The sequence below is a fragment of the Celeribacter baekdonensis B30 genome (assembly GCF_000299875.1).
Taxonomy (GTDB): domain Bacteria; phylum Pseudomonadota; class Alphaproteobacteria; order Rhodobacterales; family Rhodobacteraceae; genus Celeribacter; species Celeribacter baekdonensis_A.
Genome location: NZ_AMRK01000006.1, coordinates 103,677 through 122,819 on the forward strand (window position 1 = coordinate 103,677; position 19,143 = coordinate 122,819).

The 19,143-nt window shown below is 58.3% G+C and carries 20 protein-coding genes; 13 read left to right on the forward strand and 7 right to left on the reverse strand.

The genetic code is table 11. From position 1 onward, the window contains the following. Positions 1 to 36: 36 nt before the first annotated feature. Positions 37 to 2,583, forward strand: a complete 2,547-nt coding sequence (locus B30_RS12140; RefSeq protein ID WP_009572376.1) for a DUF4175 domain-containing protein — start codon at positions 37 to 39, stop codon at positions 2,581 to 2,583. Positions 2,584 to 2,604: 21 nt separating this feature from the next. On the opposite strand, the gene B30_RS12145 is transcribed toward B30_RS12140, so the two are convergent. Beyond that, on the reverse strand, positions 2,605 to 3,576 hold the full coding sequence (locus B30_RS12145; protein WP_157789810.1) for a zinc-ribbon domain-containing protein: 972 nt from the start codon (positions 3,574 to 3,576) through the stop codon (positions 2,605 to 2,607). Positions 3,577 to 3,732: 156 nt separating this feature from the next. Here B30_RS12145 and B30_RS12150 point away from each other — a divergent pair, with 156 nt between their 5' ends. Genes B30_RS12150 through B30_RS12165 form a run of 4 tightly spaced genes read left to right on the forward strand, consistent with a single transcriptional unit; the run spans position 3,733 to position 6,706 of the window. Further along, positions 3,733 to 4,404: a cell division ATP-binding protein FtsE gene (locus B30_RS12150; protein ID WP_009572378.1), complete on the forward strand. Its 672-nt coding sequence runs from the start codon at positions 3,733 to 3,735 to the stop codon at positions 4,402 to 4,404. Then, positions 4,401 to 5,300 (forward strand): cell division protein FtsX, encoded by a 900-nt coding sequence (locus tag B30_RS12155; protein WP_009572379.1) that lies wholly within the window; start codon positions 4,401 to 4,403, stop codon positions 5,298 to 5,300. The genes B30_RS12150 and B30_RS12155 overlap by 4 nt, the downstream gene beginning before the upstream one ends. Further along, positions 5,300 to 6,043, forward strand: a complete 744-nt coding sequence (locus tag B30_RS12160) for a lysophospholipid acyltransferase family protein (protein WP_009572380.1) — start codon at positions 5,300 to 5,302, stop codon at positions 6,041 to 6,043. Before B30_RS12155 ends, B30_RS12160 begins: the two co-directional genes overlap by 1 nt. A gap of 57 nt (positions 6,044 to 6,100) precedes the next feature. Further along, complete coding sequence (locus B30_RS12165; RefSeq protein ID WP_009572381.1) at positions 6,101 to 6,706, forward strand: pyridoxamine 5'-phosphate oxidase family protein; 606 nt, start codon at positions 6,101 to 6,103, stop codon at positions 6,704 to 6,706. 41 nt (positions 6,707 to 6,747) lie between these two features. On the opposite strand, the gene B30_RS12170 is transcribed toward B30_RS12165, so the two are convergent. Next, positions 6,748 to 7,710: an acetyl-CoA carboxylase carboxyltransferase subunit alpha gene (locus B30_RS12170; protein ID WP_009572382.1), complete on the reverse strand. Its 963-nt coding sequence runs from the start codon at positions 7,708 to 7,710 to the stop codon at positions 6,748 to 6,750. A 113-nt stretch (positions 7,711 to 7,823) separates the two neighbouring features. Between B30_RS12170 and B30_RS12175 the strand changes: the two genes are divergently transcribed. Beyond that, positions 7,824 to 8,669 (forward strand): AraC family transcriptional regulator, encoded by an 846-nt coding sequence (locus B30_RS12175; protein ID WP_009572383.1) that lies wholly within the window; start codon positions 7,824 to 7,826, stop codon positions 8,667 to 8,669. 78 nt (positions 8,670 to 8,747) lie between these two features. Here B30_RS12175 and B30_RS12180 read toward each other — a convergent pair whose 3' ends face one another. Next, a complete protein-coding gene (locus B30_RS12180) occupies positions 8,748 to 9,707 on the reverse strand; it encodes an L-malyl-CoA/beta-methylmalyl-CoA lyase (protein ID WP_009572384.1) in 960 nt (319 codons plus the stop codon). Between the two features lie 278 nt (positions 9,708 to 9,985). Between B30_RS12180 and dgcN the strand changes: the two genes are divergently transcribed. The 3 genes from dgcN (at position 9,986) to B30_RS12195 (ending at position 12,906) form a co-directional block, all read left to right on the forward strand. Next, positions 9,986 to 10,987 (forward strand): N-acetyltransferase DgcN, encoded by a 1,002-nt coding sequence (dgcN, locus tag B30_RS12185; protein ID WP_009572385.1) that lies wholly within the window; start codon positions 9,986 to 9,988, stop codon positions 10,985 to 10,987. 65 nt (positions 10,988 to 11,052) lie between these two features. Beyond that, on the forward strand, positions 11,053 to 12,021 hold the full coding sequence (gene dgcA, locus B30_RS12190) for an N-acetyl-D-Glu racemase DgcA (RefSeq protein ID WP_009572386.1): 969 nt from the start codon (positions 11,053 to 11,055) through the stop codon (positions 12,019 to 12,021). Between the two features lie 24 nt (positions 12,022 to 12,045). Then, positions 12,046 to 12,906 carry a D-amino-acid transaminase gene (locus B30_RS12195; RefSeq protein ID WP_009572387.1) on the forward strand — a complete coding sequence of 287 codons (861 nt, stop codon included), beginning with the start codon at positions 12,046 to 12,048 and terminating at the stop codon, positions 12,904 to 12,906. 102 nt (positions 12,907 to 13,008) lie between these two features. Here the strand turns inward: B30_RS12195 and B30_RS12200 are convergent, their stop codons facing one another. The 4 genes from B30_RS12200 to B30_RS12215 form a co-directional block, all read right to left on the reverse strand. After that, the gene (locus B30_RS12200) at positions 13,009 to 14,808 is read right to left on the reverse strand and encodes a calcium-binding protein (protein WP_009572388.1); all 1,800 of its coding nucleotides are present in this window, start codon (positions 14,806 to 14,808) and stop codon (positions 13,009 to 13,011) included. Between the two features lie 163 nt (positions 14,809 to 14,971). Then, a complete protein-coding gene (locus B30_RS12205) occupies positions 14,972 to 15,292 on the reverse strand; it encodes a DUF1244 domain-containing protein (RefSeq protein WP_040402437.1) in 321 nt (106 codons plus the stop codon). Positions 15,293 to 15,306: 14 nt separating this feature from the next. After that, positions 15,307 to 15,651 carry a 5-carboxymethyl-2-hydroxymuconate Delta-isomerase gene (locus tag B30_RS12210; protein ID WP_009572390.1) on the reverse strand — a complete coding sequence of 115 codons (345 nt, stop codon included), beginning with the start codon at positions 15,649 to 15,651 and terminating at the stop codon, positions 15,307 to 15,309. Positions 15,652 to 15,654: 3 nt separating this feature from the next. Next, complete coding sequence (locus B30_RS12215) at positions 15,655 to 16,428, reverse strand: N-formylglutamate amidohydrolase (protein ID WP_009572391.1); 774 nt, start codon at positions 16,426 to 16,428, stop codon at positions 15,655 to 15,657. Between the two features lie 135 nt (positions 16,429 to 16,563). Between B30_RS12215 and pyk the strand changes: the two genes are divergently transcribed. From pyk to rplT, 4 genes are all read left to right on the forward strand, one after another. Next, positions 16,564 to 18,012 (forward strand): pyruvate kinase, encoded by a 1,449-nt coding sequence (gene pyk / locus B30_RS12220; protein WP_009572392.1) that lies wholly within the window; start codon positions 16,564 to 16,566, stop codon positions 18,010 to 18,012. 36 nt (positions 18,013 to 18,048) lie between these two features. Then, positions 18,049 to 18,270 carry a hypothetical protein gene (locus B30_RS12225; RefSeq protein WP_009572393.1) on the forward strand — a complete coding sequence of 74 codons (222 nt, stop codon included), beginning with the start codon at positions 18,049 to 18,051 and terminating at the stop codon, positions 18,268 to 18,270. 132 nt (positions 18,271 to 18,402) lie between these two features. Continuing rightward, the gene (gene rpmI, locus B30_RS12230; RefSeq protein ID WP_009572394.1) at positions 18,403 to 18,603 is read left to right on the forward strand and encodes a 50S ribosomal protein L35; all 201 of its coding nucleotides are present in this window, start codon (positions 18,403 to 18,405) and stop codon (positions 18,601 to 18,603) included. A 15-nt stretch (positions 18,604 to 18,618) separates the two neighbouring features. Beyond that, a complete protein-coding gene (rplT, locus tag B30_RS12235) occupies positions 18,619 to 18,981 on the forward strand; it encodes a 50S ribosomal protein L20 (RefSeq protein ID WP_009572395.1) in 363 nt (120 codons plus the stop codon). The last annotated feature ends 162 nt before the right edge of the window (positions 18,982 to 19,143 follow it).

Here is a 19,143-nt window from a genome sequence, read left to right on the forward strand (position 1 = left end):
CCGGCGCGGTAAAATGGGCTGGATCGGGCAAACGTCATGGGATTTGACCAAGAAAAACGAACCCTCAACCTGAACGGGCCTTTGGCGCGGAGGGTGCGTTTTGCTTTGACTGCCACGGCTGTCGGGCTTTGGTTTGAGCGTATCGGGCAGGCCTTTTGGCCATTTTTCTCAGTTCTCGTGGGGTTCTGTGGCTTTGCGCTTTTAGGGCTGCATGATCTGTTTACGCCTTTGGCGCGAACGCTTGTTTTGGCCGGGGCCGCTTTGGGCGTTGTTGCCAGTTTCGGCGTGGGCCTTTGGCAGTTCCGCCGCCCGCCGCCGCATGCGGCTTTGGCGCGGGTGGATGCGACCTTGCCGGGGCAGCCGTTGCAAGCGCTCACCGATACGCCCCTGATCGGCGGGGACGATCCAGCATCAAACAGCCTTTGGACGGCCCACCGCGCGCGTATGCTGACGCGTCTCAAAGATATACGCGCAATCGGCCCAACCCTGCGTCTGTCTGCCGCAGACCCCTATGCTTTGCGTTTGATGGCGCTCACGGCCCTTGGCATGGGTGGCCTGTTTGGCTCGCTTGAACAGGCCCGCACGACCACGGATTTGGGCACATCCGGGTCGAACATTGCCGCTGGGCCAAATTGGGAGGGCTGGGTGCAACCGCCAGCCTATTCGGGCAAGCCGACGCTCTATCTGGAGGATTTGAAAGACCGGTTTGACGTGCCGAAAGGCTCCAATGTGACCGTGCGCTTTTATGGCGAGGACGGGGTTTTGACACTGTCCGAAACCGTGTCCGGCGAACCGCTCTCGGGCACAAGTGCCGCGCCGGATTTTGCCGTGCGTCAACCGGGCGAGATCGAGATTGACGGTCCAACGGGGCGTTTGTGGGATGTGGCGCTACAGCCCGACGCGGCGCCCACGGTCGAGTTGATCGGCCCGATGACCCGCGCTCCTTCGGGTGAAACCCGGCAAAATTTCCGCCTCACCGATGATTTCGGCGTGGCGCGCGCGGTGTTGACGATCACCCGCGACCCGGAGGCGGTGGAAAAACGCTATGGCTATGTGCTGTCGCCTGATGCGCGCCCGGCGCTTGAGGTTACTGTGCCGCTGCCGCAGATCGGGGATCGGCGCGAGATCGAGGGCATGATCGGCGAAAATCTGGCCCAACATCCGTTTGCGGGTCTGCCGGTTCAAATCTCTCTCACCGCGTGGGATGAGGCCGGGCAGGCCAGCGACGAGGCGATTGGCGAGGCCATTCTGCCGACTCGTCGGTTCTTTGATCCGCTGGCCGCGGCTTTGATTGATGTCCGTCAAGAGTTGCTGTGGAACCGCGAAAATGCCGCGCGCGCCGCCCAAGTGATCCGCGCGGTCACGGTTGATCCGACGCAACTGTTTGATGATATGCGCCATTATTTCCGCCTGCGCGAAGTGGTCGGTGTGATCGAGGGGCGCGAGAGCACTCTGACGGATGCGCAGCTTGGTGAGGTGACGGACGCGCTTTGGGAGATCGCGCTTTTGCTCGAAGATGGACAGTTGAAAGACGCGCTTGAGCGGCTGCATCGGGCCCAAGAGCGGCTGAGCCAAGCCATGCGGGACGGGGCAACGCCGGAGGAAATCCAAAAGCTGATGCAAGAGCTGCGCGAGGCGACCCGCGATTATATGCAGCAATTGGCTGAGCAGCAGGGTGAGCAAGGTGATGGCACCGACATGCCCGATCAAGGTCAGCAAGACGGCCAGCAGATCACCGGCGATCAGTTGCAACAATTGATGGACCGCATTCAGGAATTGATGGAGCAGGGCCGGATGGCCGAGGCGCAGCAGCTTTTGGACATGCTGGCCGAAATGCTTGAAAACATGCGTGTGACGCAAAGCGAGGGGCAGGGCCAAGGCGGCGAGAGCATGCAAGGCTTGCAAGACATGCTGCGCGACCAACAACAGCTCAACGATGATACGTTTTCTGACCTGCAAGAGCAGTTTGGCGGCGGTCAGCCGCGGAGCGAACAAGGGGATCAGGGCGAAGGCACACAAGAGGGCCAGCAACCCCAAGCAGGCGAAGGACAGGACGGTAAAGGGCAGGGCGCGGAGCCGAATGGTCAATCCTTGGCCGAACGCCAACAAGCGCTACGCGATCAACTGGCGCGCCAACGCCAGTCGATGAATGGTGCGGGCGGTGGCGACGAAGAGGGGCTTGGCGGGGCTTTGGATCGGGCGGATCGGGCGATGGATGAGGCCGAAGAGGCACTTGGCCAAAACGATTTGTCCGGCGCGCTCGACAGTCAGGCCGAGGCGATGGAAGCCCTGCGCGACGGGATGCGCCAGCTTGGCGAACAACAGGCGCAATCGCAGCAGGAGCAGGAGGGCCAGCAGGGCGAAGCAGGCGGGCAATCCGGCAGTGATCCAATGCGGCGTGATCCGCTTGGGCGCGCGGCCGGGGACACGGGGCAGTTTGGCTCAGATGAGCCGCTTTACGAGGGCGAGGACGTCTATCGCCGAGCAGAAGAACTCACCGATGAAATCCGCCGCCGCTCGGCCGAACAAGATCGCCCAGAAGACGAACGCAACTATTTAAACCGTCTTTTGGACCGGTTTTAAATGCGAGAGTGTTGATCTCGATTAGCTGTTGAGCTGGCTCAAAAGCGCGTTGAGGCGCGCACTTGCCGCCGACATGGCGCGGTCAAGCCAGGCGCGGAACCCATTTGCCACGGTCACATAGGCCTCCATCACACCCCCAAGCGCGGGGACCTTTTGCGCGATCAGTGGCGCAAAGAGATACAGCCCGACCAAGATCACGGTGAGAAGCACCAAAAGCCCAAAGCCCGTGCGGAAACTGGAGCGTTCTGCGCGGGCGCGGCGGGTGTCTTCGTCGGGCACTGTGCCGTCTTCGTCTCGGTCCGATGAGGCGCTGAGGGTGGAGTTGATTTCTTCGATGTCAGGCAACAGATCACGGCGTTTGCCGGTGACCGCGGCGGCACTCCCGGCAATGATCCCCGAATCCGCCGGATCAAGCCCGCGCAACCGGGCCATGCGGTCGCGAAGGCTCTTTTTGGCGGCGTCTTGGGATGGCTCTTCCAGTCCCAAATCGGGTTGGGATTCAAGCGGATCACTTTCCGGGCGACGCATGGTTTGGTCAAATTCGACCTCGGCGCGCAGGATGTCGCGCACGCTGTCTTTAAGCACAGAACTCCGCCGGGCCTCGTCGATTGGAGTGGCTTCATCTTCCAGAGCTGTGTCGTCCGCGCCATCGTCGATGTCCGGCTCAGGTTCCGCCTCCGCTTCGGGTGTGACCTCTGGCGCAGGAGTGGTTTTTGATTCTGGTGTTGGTTCTGCCTCGACTTCGGGCTCAGGCTCCGCGTCAAAATTGGGCACCTCGGCGGCGGCTGGTGCTGGGGCGTCAAAACCGGGTTGCTCTGGTGCCTCTTCAGGATGCTCGTAGCCCAGCTCTTCGGCCAGTTCCTTGTCCTGATGCGCGGGCTGTTGAAACCAAGTGTGACCACAGTTTGAGCATTGAACATCCCGCCCCGTGTCGGGAATGACACGTGCGTCAACTTCGTATTGCGCTCCGCAATTGGGACAAATAAGCCGCATTTTTTCCCCTGCCACAGCAAAATCCGTGCTTAGCACGTTTAGTTTGACGGAATTGTTAACGTCCCAAGCCAGATTGTCCATGTTTTTGCGACAGTTGCATTGAAAGCTTTTGACCAGTGAGGCAAAACTGTCGCGACAGAGAACAGGGGTTTGGGTGTGATCGAGTTTCATAATGCTGGCTACGGCTACGGGGGGCGAGAGCTTCTCACGGAGATGACGCTCTCGCTTGCGCCGGGCTCCTTTCACTTTTTAACCGGCCCGTCGGGGGCGGGCAAAACCACGTTCCTCAAACTGTGCTACCGCGAGCTTCAGGCGACGGCAGGGCGGGTTTCGATCCTTGGACAGGACACCCGCGAGATGGGGCGCGATGAGGTGGCCCAGCTCAGACGCAAGATCGGGGTGGTGCATCAGGATTGCCAGTTTCTGGATCATTTGAGTCTGGCCGAAAATGTGGCCCTGCCTTTGACCGTGGCTGACCGGCCGCGCGACGATCAGGATCTGGTGGACCTTTTGGCCTGGGTTGGATTGACGGAACAGATCAAAGCCAAGCCGCCCGAACTCTCCGGCGGCGAACGCCAGCGCGCCGCTTTGGCGCGGGCGGTGATCATGTCCCCCGATGTGATTTTGGCCGACGAGCCGACCGGCAACGTCGATTGGGAGATGTCTTTACGGCTGTTGCAATTGTTGGTCGAACTCAATCGCATGGGCAAAACCGTGGTGATTGCGACTCATGATATGCACTTGATCAGGCAAGCGAAATCGCAGGTGCAAGCGCGCGTTTTGCGGATTTCCAATCGACGCATCCAACAATCGGGGGCGGATCTATGAGAACCATTCTTTTGCCGTTCCTGAATTTTTCTGAAAGCGCGCAGGGCCGCGTTGTGCCACCCTCGGGTTTTACCGCGCGTCTGACGGTGCTGACCGCAGCGGCGATGGCGTTTTTGGCGGTGTTTGCGCTGGCTTTGTCTTTGGCGACGGGCCGATTGGCGGAGCGTTGGGGCAATGAGTTGGCGCGCGCTTCCACGGTACGCATTTCCGCGCCTGAAGATCAGGTCGACGCTCAGATCAAGGCAACGCTTGATGTGCTGAACACCACGCCGGGCGTCGCCTCGGCGCGGGCGTTGAGCCGGGACGAAGAGATGGCGCTGCTTGAGCCATGGTTCGGCCCGTCTTTGCCGGTTGATACCCTGCCTTTGCCCGCACTGATCGAAGTGATCGAGACGGCGGAGGGTTATGATGGTGAAGGCCTGCGATTGCGTTTGGCCGGAGAAGCGCCCGGCGCGGTCCTTGATGATCATAGTCGTTGGCGTCGTCCTTTGATCAAGGCAGCCAGTCGGCTTCGGTTCTTGGGCTATGTGTCCTTGATCTTGATGGCGGGGGTGACGGCGGGGATGATCACCCTTGCCGCCAATGCCGCACTTGCCGCCAATGCCCAAGTGATCCGCACCCTGCGTCTTGTCGGGGCCACGGACAGCTATATCGCCCGCGCCTTTGAACGCCGCTTTACGGTGCGCGGCTTTACCGGGGCCGTCATCGGTGCGTTTTTCGGCACCGTTGCCGTTGCGCTTTTGCCCTCTGCGCAGCAAGAAGGTGGATTTCTCACCGGGCTCGGCTTTTCCGGGCTACAGTGGTTCTGGCCCTGTGTGATCCCGCTGCTGGCGGCCTTCGTGGCGTTTCTGGCCACACGGTTTGCCGCGCTGCAAACCCTACGGAGATTGATGTGATGCCCTATCCGATCCAATGGATTCTCTCTTTGATCTTCGTGGTTCAGATGTATCTGGCGATGCTTGTGCTGGCGATTGTCTTTACGCCCTTCGCAATGATCAACCGGGTCTATGCCTATGCCGCGTGTCGGACCTATTGCCGTTGGGTGCGGTTTTCGGCGCGCTGGCTCGTCGGGCTGCGCTCGGACATTCGGGGCGATATCCCAACAGATGAGGTTTTGATCGCCTCCAAACACCAAAGTTTTTTCGACATCATCATGATCGTTTCGGTCGTCCCGCGGCCAAAATTCATCATGAAAAAGCAACTGAGTTTGACCCCGATTGTTGGCTATTACGCCAAGCGCATCGGCTGTGTCGCAGTGGATCGCGGCAAGCGCGGGCAGGCGATCAAAAAGATGGTTGCGGATGTGAAATCCGGTTCCACCTTGCCGGGGCAATTGATCATTTTCCCGCAAGGCACCCGAGTGGCTGCTGGAGTGCATATGCCGTATAAAGTGGGCACGGGTGTTCTGTATGAACAAACCGGGCAAGGCATCGTGCCCGCCGCCACCAATGTGGGCGTATTCTGGCCGCGTCGCGGCGTGTATCGCGCACGCGGTTTGGCCGTGGTCGAGTTCCTGCCCCGGATCACGCCAGGAAAGCCGATCAAAGAGGTTATGACAGAGCTGGAAGAGGTGATTGAAACTGCCTCTGATCAATTGATGGCTGAGGCTGGGTTTACGTTGCCGTCGCGTGCGACATAATTCGTCATCGTTGTGTCATCCTTTCGGGCTAGGCCGCCTGTAAAAGGAAGATGCAAGATGACGCCGATCAAAACCATTGAAGACCTTGAGGCGTTGTATGGTGTGCCCGGACCCGCCGCGACGCAAAAGGTGGCGCGTCGCGTCACACCGGAGTTTCGCATCTGGCTTGCCCGGTCGCGGTTTTGCATTCTCTCAACGGTGGGACCGGAGGGGACTGACGCCTCGCCGCGTGGCGACGACGGCGCTGTGGTGCGCGAATTGGATGCCGGGACGCTGGCTTTGCCGGATTGGCGTGGCAACAATCGGATCGACAGCCTGCGCAATATCGTCCGCGACCCTCGGGTCTCTTTGATGCTGTTTGTGCCGGGGTCCAATAATGTGGTGCGGATCAATGGCCGGGCGTTTGTCACCGGAGACGACGATCTGTGTCGGTCCTTTGAAAAGGACGGGCGTCATCCCCGGACCGTCATCGTGATCGAGATTGCTGAGATTTACACCCAATGCGCGCGCGCTTTGATCCGCTCCGGGCTTTGGGCTGCGGGGGACGAAAGTGAAGGCCTGCCGAGTGTGGGCGATATTTTGGCGGCGCTGACCGAGGGCCGTGTCGGCGGCAAAGCCTATGACGAAGAATGGCCGGAGCGCGCCGCGAACAGCATGTGGTAAAAACGCCGCGAGAAGGCGGCGTTTTGTCTGAAATAAATGTGTTAGGCCGCGAGTCCTTTTGACCCCACGTCCAGGAACTTCTTACGACGCTCTTTCAGGATCGCATCGGGCTTTTTCTTTTTCAGCGGTGCAAGCAGGGCTTCAATCGCTTTGCCAACGGCGGCGATGGTTGCTTGCGGGTCGCGTTGCGCGCCGCCCAGAGGTTCGGGAATAATCTGATCAATCACGCCGAGTTTCTGCAAATCCTGCGCGGTCAGGCGCAGGGCCTCAGCCGCTTCGCGCATTTTCTCGGCGTCTTTCCAAAGGATCGAGGCGCAGCCTTCCGGCGTGATCACCGAATAGACCGAATGTTCCAACATCGCGACCTTATTGGCCGAGGCGAAGGCGACTGCCCCGCCAGAACCGCCTTCGCCAATGATCACGGAGATCAGCGGGACTTTCAGTTGCAGGCATTTTTCCGTCGAGCGGGCGATGGCTTCGGATTGACCGCGCTCTTCGGCGCCTTTGCCGGGGTAGGCACCGGGGGTGTCGACCAAAGTGATCACCGGAAGGCCAAACCGATCCGCAAGCTCCATCAAACGGATGGCTTTGCGGTAGCCTTCGGGGCGCGCCATGCCGAAATTGCGTTCGATGCGCGATTTGGTGTCATGGCCCTTTTCCTGACCGATGACTACAACGGGCTGATCATTAAACCGGGCCAGGCCGCCCATCACCGCATGGTCATCAGCGAAATTGCGGTCTCCCGCCAAGGGGGTGTATTCGGTAAAAAGCGCCTCGATATAGTCGCGGCAATGCGGACGATCCGGATGACGCGCGACCTGGCATTTGCGCCAAGGACTCAAACCTTTGTAGAGGTCTTTCAAGATGTCGGCAGCTTTCTTATCAAGGCCGGCGGCCTCTTTTTCCACATCCATCTCCGCATTGGCCCGCGCCAAGGCGCGCAGTTCTTCGGCTTTGCCTTCGATTTCCGCAAGGGGTTTTTCGAATTCGAGATAATGGGTCATGCTGTACTCCGACACTGGTCTTGTCTGTATATGGCGATTTTCGCGCGCCGGTGCAACTCGGCAAGATTTGCAAAGCGCATCTATGCGAGGACAAGGGGCGAAAGGGGCAAAAAATGGCACAAGATTACGATCATCGACTGTTGCGCGTGCTCACCTATATCGAGGCCAATTTGGAAGGGGATTTGTCGCTGGACCAATTGGCGGAGGTGGCCGCGCTCAGCCGATTCCATTTTCATCGGGTGTTTCGCGCGATGACCGGGGAAACCGTGGCACAGGCGGTGCGGCGCGTGCGGTTGCGCGCTGCGGCGGCTGAATTGTTGCGCGGAGGTGAGCCGATTGAGGCAATCGCCGCCCGCCATGGCTATCCCAATCTGTCCAGTTTTTCGCGCGCCTTTCGCGATCAAAATGGAATGAGCCCCGGCGCGTTTCGGGAGCGTGGCTTTGTCACGCCCCAGCCGTTGTCCGAGACACTGCCACGGCAAAAGGAGTTTACCATGTACGACATCGACATTCGCGATATGCCCGCCCATCGCCTCGCTGCGATTGCGCATCTGGGCGATTATATGAAAGTGAACCAAGCCTTTGGCAAAGCCGGTGCCGTGTTTGGCGCGCGCGGGATGATGCAACAGGCAGGGCCGATGATTGGTGTCTATCTGGACGATCCGTCCTCGGTGCCTTTGGACGCGTTGCGCTCCTATGCGGGGATGAGTGTGCCGGAGGGGGCCTTGATCGAAGAGCCATTGGAGGAGATTGCTTTGGTCGGCGGCAAATATGCGGTTTTGCGCTATGTTGGCCCCTATGAGGGCCTGTCCAATGCCTATGCCACGCTGTTTGGGTCGTGGTTGCCGCAAAGCGGCGAAGTGCCTCGCGATGCGCCGCCTTATGAGCTTTATGAAAACACGCCGATGGACACAGCTCCCGAGGATTTGGTCACGCTGATCTGCGTGCCTTTGCAGTAAAAAATGCGCCCTGAGGATTGCTCCCCAGGGCGCGCGTCACCTCAACAGTCAGGGCCTCCCCGCCCCAGCCGGAGGAGATCAGCTCTTGGCGATCAATTCGGACTGGGCCACGATGACCTCAGCCTGTTTGATCGACGCGATGTCAACGAGCCGGCCTTTGTACACGGTCGCGCCTTCGCCATTGGCTTTGGCGATTTCCATTGCGGCCAAAATCTCGCGGGCCTCTGCGACGGCTTCCTCGGAGGGGGTGAACACCTCATTGGCCAAGGCGATCTGTTTCGGGTGGATCGCCCATTTGCCGACCATGCCCAATGTTGCGGAGCGGCGCGCCTGTGCGCGGTAGCCTTCGTCATCGGAGAAATCGCCAAACGGACCATCGACCGGCAACACACCATGGGTGCGACAGGCGGCGACGATGGCGGTCTGGGCCCAATGCCACGGATCGGAATAGTGGCGGGTGTCGCCGTGCAGCATGTAGTAGTTTTCTTGTGTGCCGCCGATACCCGTGGTTTGCATGCCCATGCTTGCGGCAAAATCCGCAGCACCAAGGCTCATCGCCACCATGCGTGGGGAGCTTGCGGCGATCGCTTCGACATGGGCAATACCCGCCGCCGATTCGATGATCACTTCGAAATTGATCCGCTTGGTCCGGCCCTTGGCGCGCTCAATTGCGGTGACCAAGGCATCAACGGCATAAATGTCCTCGGCACAACCGACTTTCGGGATCATGATCTGATCCAGACGCTCACCGGCCTGTTCCAAAAGATCGACCACATCGCGATACCAATAGGGGGTGTCGAGCGAGTTGATCCGCACGGCCAGCGTTTTCTTGCCCCAATCAATCGTGTTGATGGCTTCGATGATATTGGCGCGGGCGATGTCTTTGTCGGACGGCGCGACAGAATCCTCAAGGTCGAGGTTGATCACATCCGCGTCCGATGCCGCCATTTTCGGGAACAGTTTGGTGTTTGAGCCTGGGCCAAAAAGTTGGCACCGGTTTGGCCGTTCCACGGGGGTGGGCTGAAGGCGGAAGGACATGTCGGTTCCTTTCGGTAACGATGTTTCTAAATTGATGTTCGCATTGATATAATCTTGCGCAAATATCCGCAAGAGTCATTTTGCTCCTGCGGCAAATCCCGCATCAGTCCACAAACCAAGTTTATTTTTTGCCTATTTTGTACACATAAGAAAGTATCTCCCGAGAATATGAAATAAATGACGTATTTATCCCAAAAGGACAGCGTTGCTGCCCAATTTTCGAAGCACATTGCAGCGATTCACCAGCACACTCATTCAAACGCAACTGGAGAGCTGCCATGATTGAAACGCCATACCTTCTTTTCCTCGGTGACGCCCCTGACCAACTGGCCGCAAAAGTGGCGCAGGGGATCAAGGACTGGCGCCCGGAATTTGCCCTTGGTCAATTCCGTATGGACGGCTGCAAAGCCGATATGAAATTGCCCGACATGGACCTCACCGAGGCCAAAGCGGCGGGCGCAAAGACGCTGGTGATCGGTGTGGCCAACCGGGGTGGCGTGATCAGCCCGGCTTGGAAAAAAGTTCTGATCCAGGCGCTGGAGGAGGGGTTCGATCTGGCATCGGGCCTTCATAACCTGCTGCGCGACGAGGAAGACCTCGTCGCCGTGGCCAAAGCCTGCGGTCGCACGTTGCATGACGTGCGTGTCCCTTCGGTGAAATACCCCATTGCCAATGGCGTAAAGCGGTCCGGCAAACGCTGTTTGGCTGTTGGCACCGATTGTTCGGTGGGGAAAATGTACACCGCGCTGGCAATGGACGCGGAAATGCGCGCTCAGGGAATGAAATCCACCTTCCGCGCCACGGGTCAGACCGGCATTCTGATCACCGGCGACGGCGTTCCTTTGGACGCGGTTGTGGCCGATTTCATGGCGGGATCGATCGAATATCTGACGCCCGACAATGACGATGATCATTGGGATTTGATTGAGGGTCAGGGCAGCCTGTTCCACGTCTCTTATTCTGGCGTGACCATGGCTTTGGTTCATGGCGGTCAACCGGATGCGCTGATCCTGTGTCACGAACCGACCCGCGAACATATGCGCGGCCTGCCGGGATATGCTTTGCCGACGCTTGAAGCGCTGCGCGATGTGGCGCTGACCTTGGCCAAAGTGGCAAACCCGGACTGTGTCGTGGTTGGCATCTCCGTGAACACCCAACACATGTCCGAAGAAGAGGCTGTCGCCTATCTCGGGCGGGTTGAAGCCGAGATGGGCCTGCCCGCGGTCGATCCGTTCCGCCATGGCGCGGCGCGTCTGGTCGCAGCATTGGCGAACGTCTAAGATTAAACGAGGGCGTCTTCGGGCGCCCTCATGTTTAGGCCCTCATATTTGTTAGGGAAGAGTTCATGACCAAGCTCACCGTCACCTCCGAGAGTTTCCGCTTGGCCGAGGTCTTTACCATCTCGCGCGGGTCGCGCACCGAGGCCAAAGTCCTGACCGTGCGCGCCACCGATGGCGATCTGATGGGGTGGGGCGAATGCGTGCCTTATGCGCGCTATGGCGAAAGCCTTGAGAGCGTCACGGAGGAAATCATGACGCTGCCCGAGGACATCACGCGCGCGACCCTGCAAGAGGCGCTTCACCCCGGTGCCGCGCGCAACGCGGTGGATTGTGCGCTTTGGGATTTGGAAGCAAAGCGGGCCGGAAAACGCGTGTGGCAGATGTTGGGCCTGCCCGCGCCGATCCCGATGATCACCGCTTACACGCTCTCGCTCGGCACGCCCGAAAGCATGGAGGCCGCTGCCGCCAAACATGCTCATCGGCCGCTGTTGAAAATCAAACTCGGCACGCCCGATGACATGGCCCGGCTTGAGGCGGTGCGTCGCGGCGCGCCAAAATCGAAAATTATTGTGGACGCGAACGAGGGGTGGTCCGCCGAGGTCTATTCGGACCTTGCGCCGCATTTGGTGCGGCTTGGCGTGCAGCTTGTGGAGCAACCCTTGCCTGCGGGGCAGGATGATATGTTGGCGGAGATTGCGAGACCCCTTCCGGTCTGCGCCGACGAATCCTGTCATGATCGGGCGAGTCTCCCGGAGTTGAAGGGCAAATACGATGTCATCAACATCAAGCTCGACAAAACCGGGGGGCTCACCGAGGCCTTGGAATTGCGCAATGCGGCAAGGGCCGAGGGCTACGGCATCATGGTCGGCTGTATGGTCGGGACGTCTTTGGCGATGGCACCTGCGGTGCTTGTCGCCCAAGGGGCGCGCGTTGTGGACCTTGACGGACCTCTGCTTTTGGCCGAAGACCGTGCCGAACCATTAAAATTCGACGCGGAGGGCGTTCACCCGCCTGTTCGCGCGCTTTGGGGCTAAGCCCCGTCATTTAAGGAGATCATGATGACGCGCACCGTCTATGTGAACGGCGAATACCTGCCGGAAACCGAGGCCAAAGTATCCATTTTCGACCGTGGCTTCCTGATGGCGGATGCGGTGTATGAGGTCACATCGGTGATCGGCGGCAAGTTGATCGACTTTGCCGGCCACACCGCGCGTCTCGAACGCTCGCTGTCTGAACTTGAGATGGCGTCCCCGGTCACCATGGACGAACTGTTGGCGATCCACCGGGAATTGATCGTGAAAAACAACATCGACGAGGGCGGTGTCTATCTTCAGATCACCCGTGGTGCTGGCTCTGACCGTGATTTCGTCTGGCCGGACCCCGAAGAGGTGCCGGGCGGTATCGTGCTATTCACCTTCGCCAAGCCGCTTTTGAATTCCAAAACCATGGACGAGGGCATCAAGGTGATTTCCGTCGAGGACCTGCGTTGGGGTCGTCGCGACATCAAAACCACCCAACTTCTCTACCCGTCTTTTGCCAAGATGCAGGCGAAACGCGCCGGGTGTTCAGATGCGTGGCTGGTTGAAGATGGCTTTGTGACCGAGGGCTACGCCAACAACGCCTATATCGTTAAAGATGGCACGATCATCACCCGCCAACTGTCCAGCGACATCCTTCACGGCATCACCCGTGCCGCGATCCTGCGCTTTGCCGAAGAGGCGCAGATCAAGGTCGAGGAACGTCCCTTTACCATTGCCGAGGCGCAAGAGGCGGATGAGGCATTCGTGACCTCCGCGACCGGGTTCTCCCAGCCGGTGATCGAGATTGATGGCGAGATGATTGCCGATGGCACACCGGGCCCCATCGCCAAGCGCCTGCGTGAGATTTACGTCGAAGAGATGCTGAAAACCGCGATTTGATCCGATTGTTTTCATGTAAAAGGCACCGTCTCTCGCGAGGCGGTGCCTTTTTCGTGTCTTACCGTCGGGGTCAGGCCCTGGGTGCCTTGAAAGCCGTGCCTTTTATAGGAGGATTTCAAAAATACTTGACGGATCGGCTGGCAAATTCGCGGCGGTGATACCATTGAGCACAGCCACTGTTTCACCCAGATAGGTGACCGCAAGCCCCTCAGGCGTGTCAGAAAAACTCAGTTCTTCGTTGGTCAATTCCTGAAGATTGTTGCCATAGACATCCACAATGAGCTTGTCCTCGCTCAGGTCGAAATCGGTGACGGTGATCGCGGTTTCCGCAATATCGCGCTGGAAGGCGGCGGCAATCGAGTCGGCCCCGGTGCCGCCGGTGACCTGATCGCCATTATCGGCGAAAATCACATCATTGCCCGCGCCACCGATCAAGTGATCGGAGGTATCGCCGGTCTCAGGCGGAAGATTGCCCGAGGTGGCGAGCTCATCCACGACGTCATAGCCATAGAGAATATCGTCACCCTCTCCGCCGCTCAAAACATTCGCACCCGAGATATCGATAATCGTATCATTCCCTTCTTGGCCAAGCACCGTGTCATTGCCGCCTTGCAAGTAGATCTGGGCGTTGTCTTCCAGATTGCCGGCGGTCAGGCCAAAGCCATAGGTGTCATCCCCACCGCCAAGCTCAATGCGATCATCGCCCCAGCCGCCTTCGGCAATATCGTTACCCGTCCCAGCGTAGATGAAATCGTTTCCGCCATTGCCGACGAGGGTGTCATCTCCGCCTCCGCTGGTGATGGTGTCATCGCCACCGCCAGCAAAAATCGTATCATCTGATGAAGTGCCGATGATATATTCCCGCGCATCTGTACCGTTGAACACCTCGCCTTCGGTCACGGCGTGGTCGTATATCGCGTCATAATATCCAGCCACTCCGCTGGCGTAGATTGTTATATTTGGGAAATCGTCTTCGGTCAGCCCGGCAAGAACGGCCACTTCGGTCCCATCAATGTCGATGGCCAAACCGGCGTCGGTGTCGCGATAGGTGAGTGTGGAGTCGTTTTCTGGGGTATGGAGTTCGCCCGACGTGAGGTGGCTGAGATCCCGGTCCAACCACTTGATGATAAGATCATCTTCGTCGGTGTTGAAATCGGTGATGAAAACGCTGTCAGTGTCCCCAGACTGAAACAGGCCAAAGGTATCGGCGCCCGCGCCGCCGGTCATTGTGTCGCCATCGTCACCCACGATGTAGTCATCGCCGTCATCGCCAAACAACATGTCCGGGGCCTCTGTGCCCTTGACATCCTCGCCAAATATCCTGTCGTCACCGTCTCCGCCGTGGAGGATGTTTGCGCCAATCTCGTCGATCATCAGGTCATCGCCCGCGCCGCCGTCGATGTAATCATCGCCGGTTTCCATATATCCGGAGCCAGTTATCTCATCATCACCCGACGAAATCCCTGAATAATCGTTGCCCCCGCCCAAGAACAAATAATCGTTGCCATAGCCGCCCTCGACGGTGTCATCGCCCTTGCCGCCATAGATCACGTCATCGCCACCATTGCCTTCGACATAATCGTCACCCGACCCGGCGTGGGCCCAGTCATTGCCTGAGCCAAGTGATATGGCGTCGTTGCCGCCGTAGCCCTGAACAAGGTCATCACCGCCGTTGGTGACAATCTCTTCGCCGCCCATGGTGCCAAGGATTTCTTCGCTCTCATCCGTGCCTTCATAGGCATTGTCCGTCGGAGCCATTTCGATCGTTGTTTCCGGTGTGGGCTGTTCTGGCATATCCTCTATCGGATCGTCGTCCGTCTCTGTGTCATCAGACGAGTCCCCGAGATCCAAAGCGTAAACCGCGCCGATCAGCATTGGCAAAGCAAGCAGTGCAAGAAGCATGTTCAAATCCTTGAGCTTGTAAAAATTCGGTGTTGGAAAAATCGAAAAACACCCTTGCTCGGCTATTTCAGAGCGGGGTGTTTTGGTCAATAAACTATTAATATTACACTGGGTTACGCGCAACAATATCTCAAATCTCGCGGGATTGTTGCGCGAGGGAAAGCTATGATTTGTCAGCTTCGCCTACGTTTTCGGCAAAAGCCGTTTTGAAGGCGGCGTGTTGTTCGGCGCTGGCTTCTGTCTGAGACTGGGCTTTCCAGTCCTCATAGGGCATGCCGTAATACAGCTCACGCGCCTCGTCTTTGCTCATTTCAATACCGCGCTCATGGGCGGCTTCTTGCACCCAACGCGACAGGCAATTGCGGCAAAACCCGGCCAGATTCATCATGTCGATGTTTTGCACATCGGTGCGCTTTTCCATCAAATGCGCGCGTAAGGTACGAAAGGCGGCGGCCTCAAGTTCGATCATGGTTTTTGCGTCGATTTGGTCCATTTGACTTATCCTTTCACACGTTTTGCATAGGCGGCTTTGTTCATGTCGCGGACATCTACAGAGAGGCTGCCGACATTGGGCAGCACCGCATCCATCGCGTGCAACACGATGTCGGACAGTCGTGCCTTGGTGTCATCCGCGCGCCCGGCCAAAAGGTAGAACGTGGCATGGGCGAAGGTCTGCGGTTCGGTTCCGATGTGAAAATAGGGTTGCGGTCGGGCGCGAATTTTGAGTGCGGGCGCGTTGATTTCAACATCCAGAATCAGCGCGTCAAACACGGATTTACAGAGCAAATCCATGTCAAAGCTGTTTTCTAAACCAGCGGAAAAATCAATCACGACATGGGGCATGGGTTACAGTCCTGTTGTTTTGAGGGTCTCGGTTAAAATCGGTGCCAAAAGCCCCGCCCAACGGAGCTGATCCGCCTCAGTTTCGATCAGATCAGAGCGCAGTTCAATCAACAGGTTGAGCCGTCCGTGTTTGAGCGCATGGATGTCAATCGCATCGCCGGGGAGGTGGCCGTCATAGGGTTCGTTGTCGCCAATCACCAACCGTTCACCGCGCTGCTCAACCTCGGCTTTCAAGGTCGGTGAAGCCTCCAGCGCCTTGATAAACGGGTCGGTGAAGCGGCGATCATAGGCCGACAAGATGCCGATTTGCCACGGGCGGGGCGGGCGGGTTTTGAGTTGCGGCGTAAAGGAATGCACCGCACAGATCACCACGTTGTCACGCTGTGCGGCAAGCGCTTCATACGCCATATGATAGGGGCGATGATAGGCGTTGAGGCGGCGTTCGACTTCTGCGGCGTCAGCATTGCGATTGCCGGCAATGATCGTGCCATCGTAGAGTTTCATCACCAAAGTCGGGTCGGTTTCGCCACGATTTGGGTCGATCACAAGCCGCGAAAAATCGGTTTCGATGCTGGGGCTGTTCAACAGGCGCGCCAATTCCCGCGTGACCCCACGCGCGCCAATGTCATAGGCAATATGGCGCTGCATGTCGGCCTCAGAGATGCCAAGATCGCCGCCCAATTCCTCAGGCACGCGGTTCGTCGCGTGATCGCAGGTCACCAGAAACCGACCTGGACGATCCGCGCCAAAGATGAGAAATGGGGCTTTTTCGGTCATTTTAACGTCACCTTGCCATGTCATTCCCCAATACGCGCTTTGATGGGAAAGGGCCAGTTGTGCCGCAAGGCCATTTGCGGCATAGAGGGGGTGGCCCGCCGCGAACCTACAAAAACCGAGAGGATTAAAGGCATAATGAGACGCCTTCGGAATGTGAAAATCGTGGCCACTTTGGGCCCCGCTTCCAATGACTATACCACCATCCGCGCGCTGTCAGAGGCCGGTGCGGATGTGTTTCGTTTGAATATGAGCCATGGCGACCATGAAGAAATCCGTGCCCGCCATGCAATCATTCGCAAGATCGAAACCGATCTTGGCCGCCCGATTGCGATTTTGGCCGACCTACAGGGGCCGAAATTGCGGGTGGGTAAATTTGCCTCCGGTGCGCATGATTTGGAGGAGGGCGACAAGTTCCGCCTCGATCTGGACGCGGCGGATGGTGATGGCAAACGCGTGCAACTCCCGCACCCCGAAATTTTTGCCGCCCTCAAACCCGGCGCTTCACTGTTGGTCAATGATGGCAAAATTCGCCTGACCGTCGAAGATTGCGGCGAAGATTACGCCAATTGCGTTGTGGTGGTTGGCGGGACGATTTCGAACCGCAAGGGCGTGAACGTTCCCGATGTGGTGTTGCCGCTGGCCGCACTGTCGCCGAAAGACCTTAAAGATCTCGAATTCGTCTGCGAACTCGGCGTCGATTGGGTGGCGTTGTCTTTTGTGCAGCGTCCCGAAGATGTGCTTCAGGCCAAAGAGCTGGTCAAAGGCCGCGCCTCGGTTTTGGCGAAGATCGAAAAACCCTCCGCCGTGGAGAGTTTTGATGACATTCTGGCCGTCTCTGACGGGATCATGGTCGCGCGCGGTGATTTGGGCGTGGAACTGCCGGTTCAGGCCGTGCCGCCGATCCAAAAACGCCTGACGCGCAAATGTCGCGCCGCGGCCAAGCCGGTGATCGTGGCGACCCAGATGCTTGAGAGCATGATCGAAAGCCCGATGCCAACCCGCGCCGAGGTCTCTGACGTGGCCACCGCCATCTATGAGGGCGCGGATGCGATCATGTTGTCGGCGGAATCTGCGGCGGGGAATTACCCGGTCGAGGCCGTGACCACGATGAGCAACGTCGCCAAAGAGGTCGAAAACGATCCGGTCTACCGCGATGTTTTGGATGCTTCGCGCTCTGGCACCAAAAAGAAAACCGTGGCCGATGCTATGGTCTCCGCGGCGCGCGAAATCGCCGAAACCACCGAGATCAAAGCCATTGTGTGTTATTCCGAATCCGGCACCACGGCGGCGCTCACCGCGCGCGAACGGCCACATGTGCCGATCATTGCCATGACCTCGCGCCGGGGCACCGCGCGCAAGCTGTGCCTCTATTGGGGGATGCATTGTGTCATGACCGGCGAAGTCGAACGGTTTAAAATGGCCGTGGTCAATGCGGCGCGTGCGGCGCGGACCTCGGGCTTTGCCACAGAGGCCGACAAAATCGTCGTTATTGCAGGCATTCCGTTCAACCAACCGGGATCGACCAACATCTTGCGCGTCGCGCCCTGCGAGGAACGCTTGATTTTCAACACCGATCCCGAATAATGGCCGCAGCGTAAGGCCTTTCAAAGGAACGGCATGATGGATACGGATCTTTTTCTTGTGCTGGGCACCGCGATTTGTGTGCTCGCCGTTCCGGCCTTTGTCAGCGCCTTTTCCGACAGTCGTCCCCCACGGGGGGCGGCGATCATGGTGATGATCGGCGGCGGGCTTTTGGTCGCCGCCGTCACCAAACACCCCGGTGGATATGCCATCAACGACATCCCGGATGCCGTGATGCGGGTGATCGGGCATTATTTCTAAGCCCATCTGAAACTCAAGGCTTGCAAACACCCGAATTGGCCTGTACTTGCACGCGCTCATGGTGCGCGTCCGGCGAAATGGCATGCCGAGTCGCGCGTATAACCATCCGATCACTCGAATAAGGAGATGGAAATGCCAAAGATGAAGACAAAGTCGAGCGCTAAAAAGCGTTTCAAAATGACCGCCACTGGCAAGGTCAAAGCGGGTCAAGCCGGCAAACGCCACGGCATGATCAAGCGTACAACGAAATTTATCCGTGACGCACGTGGGACAACCACGCTCTCCGCACCCGATGCGAAGATCGTGAAATCCTATATGCCGTACAACCGTTAATAGGGAGACACAGATATGTCCCGCACCAAAGGTGGTACCGTCACCCACGCCCGTCACCGCAAAGTCATCAAAGCCGCAAAAGGCTATTATGGCGCGCGTTCGCGTAACTTCCGCACCGCCACACAGGCTGTCGACAAGGCCAACCAATACGCCACACGCGACCGTAAAGTCCGTAAGCGTAACTTCCGCGCCTTGTGGATTCAGCGGATCAACGCAGCTGTGCGTAGCCACGACGAGTCCCTGACATATTCCAAATTCATCAACGGCCTGTCCTTGGCTGGCATCGAAGTGGACCGTAAAGTCCTCGCCGATCTCGCCATCCACGAGCCGGATGCATTTGGGGCCATCGTCAATCAGGCGAAGGCCGCGCTCGCGTAAGCTCACTCCCTATTGGAGTTGAATTATTTAGGAAGCCGCGGACCTTAGGGTCTCGCGGCTTCTTGTCTTTTGGGCCTCCCGTGATACCAAGCGGGGAATAAAGCGTTCCGCCATAAACCTGTTTCACGGGTTTATGGCGGAACGCCCACAACATTGATATGT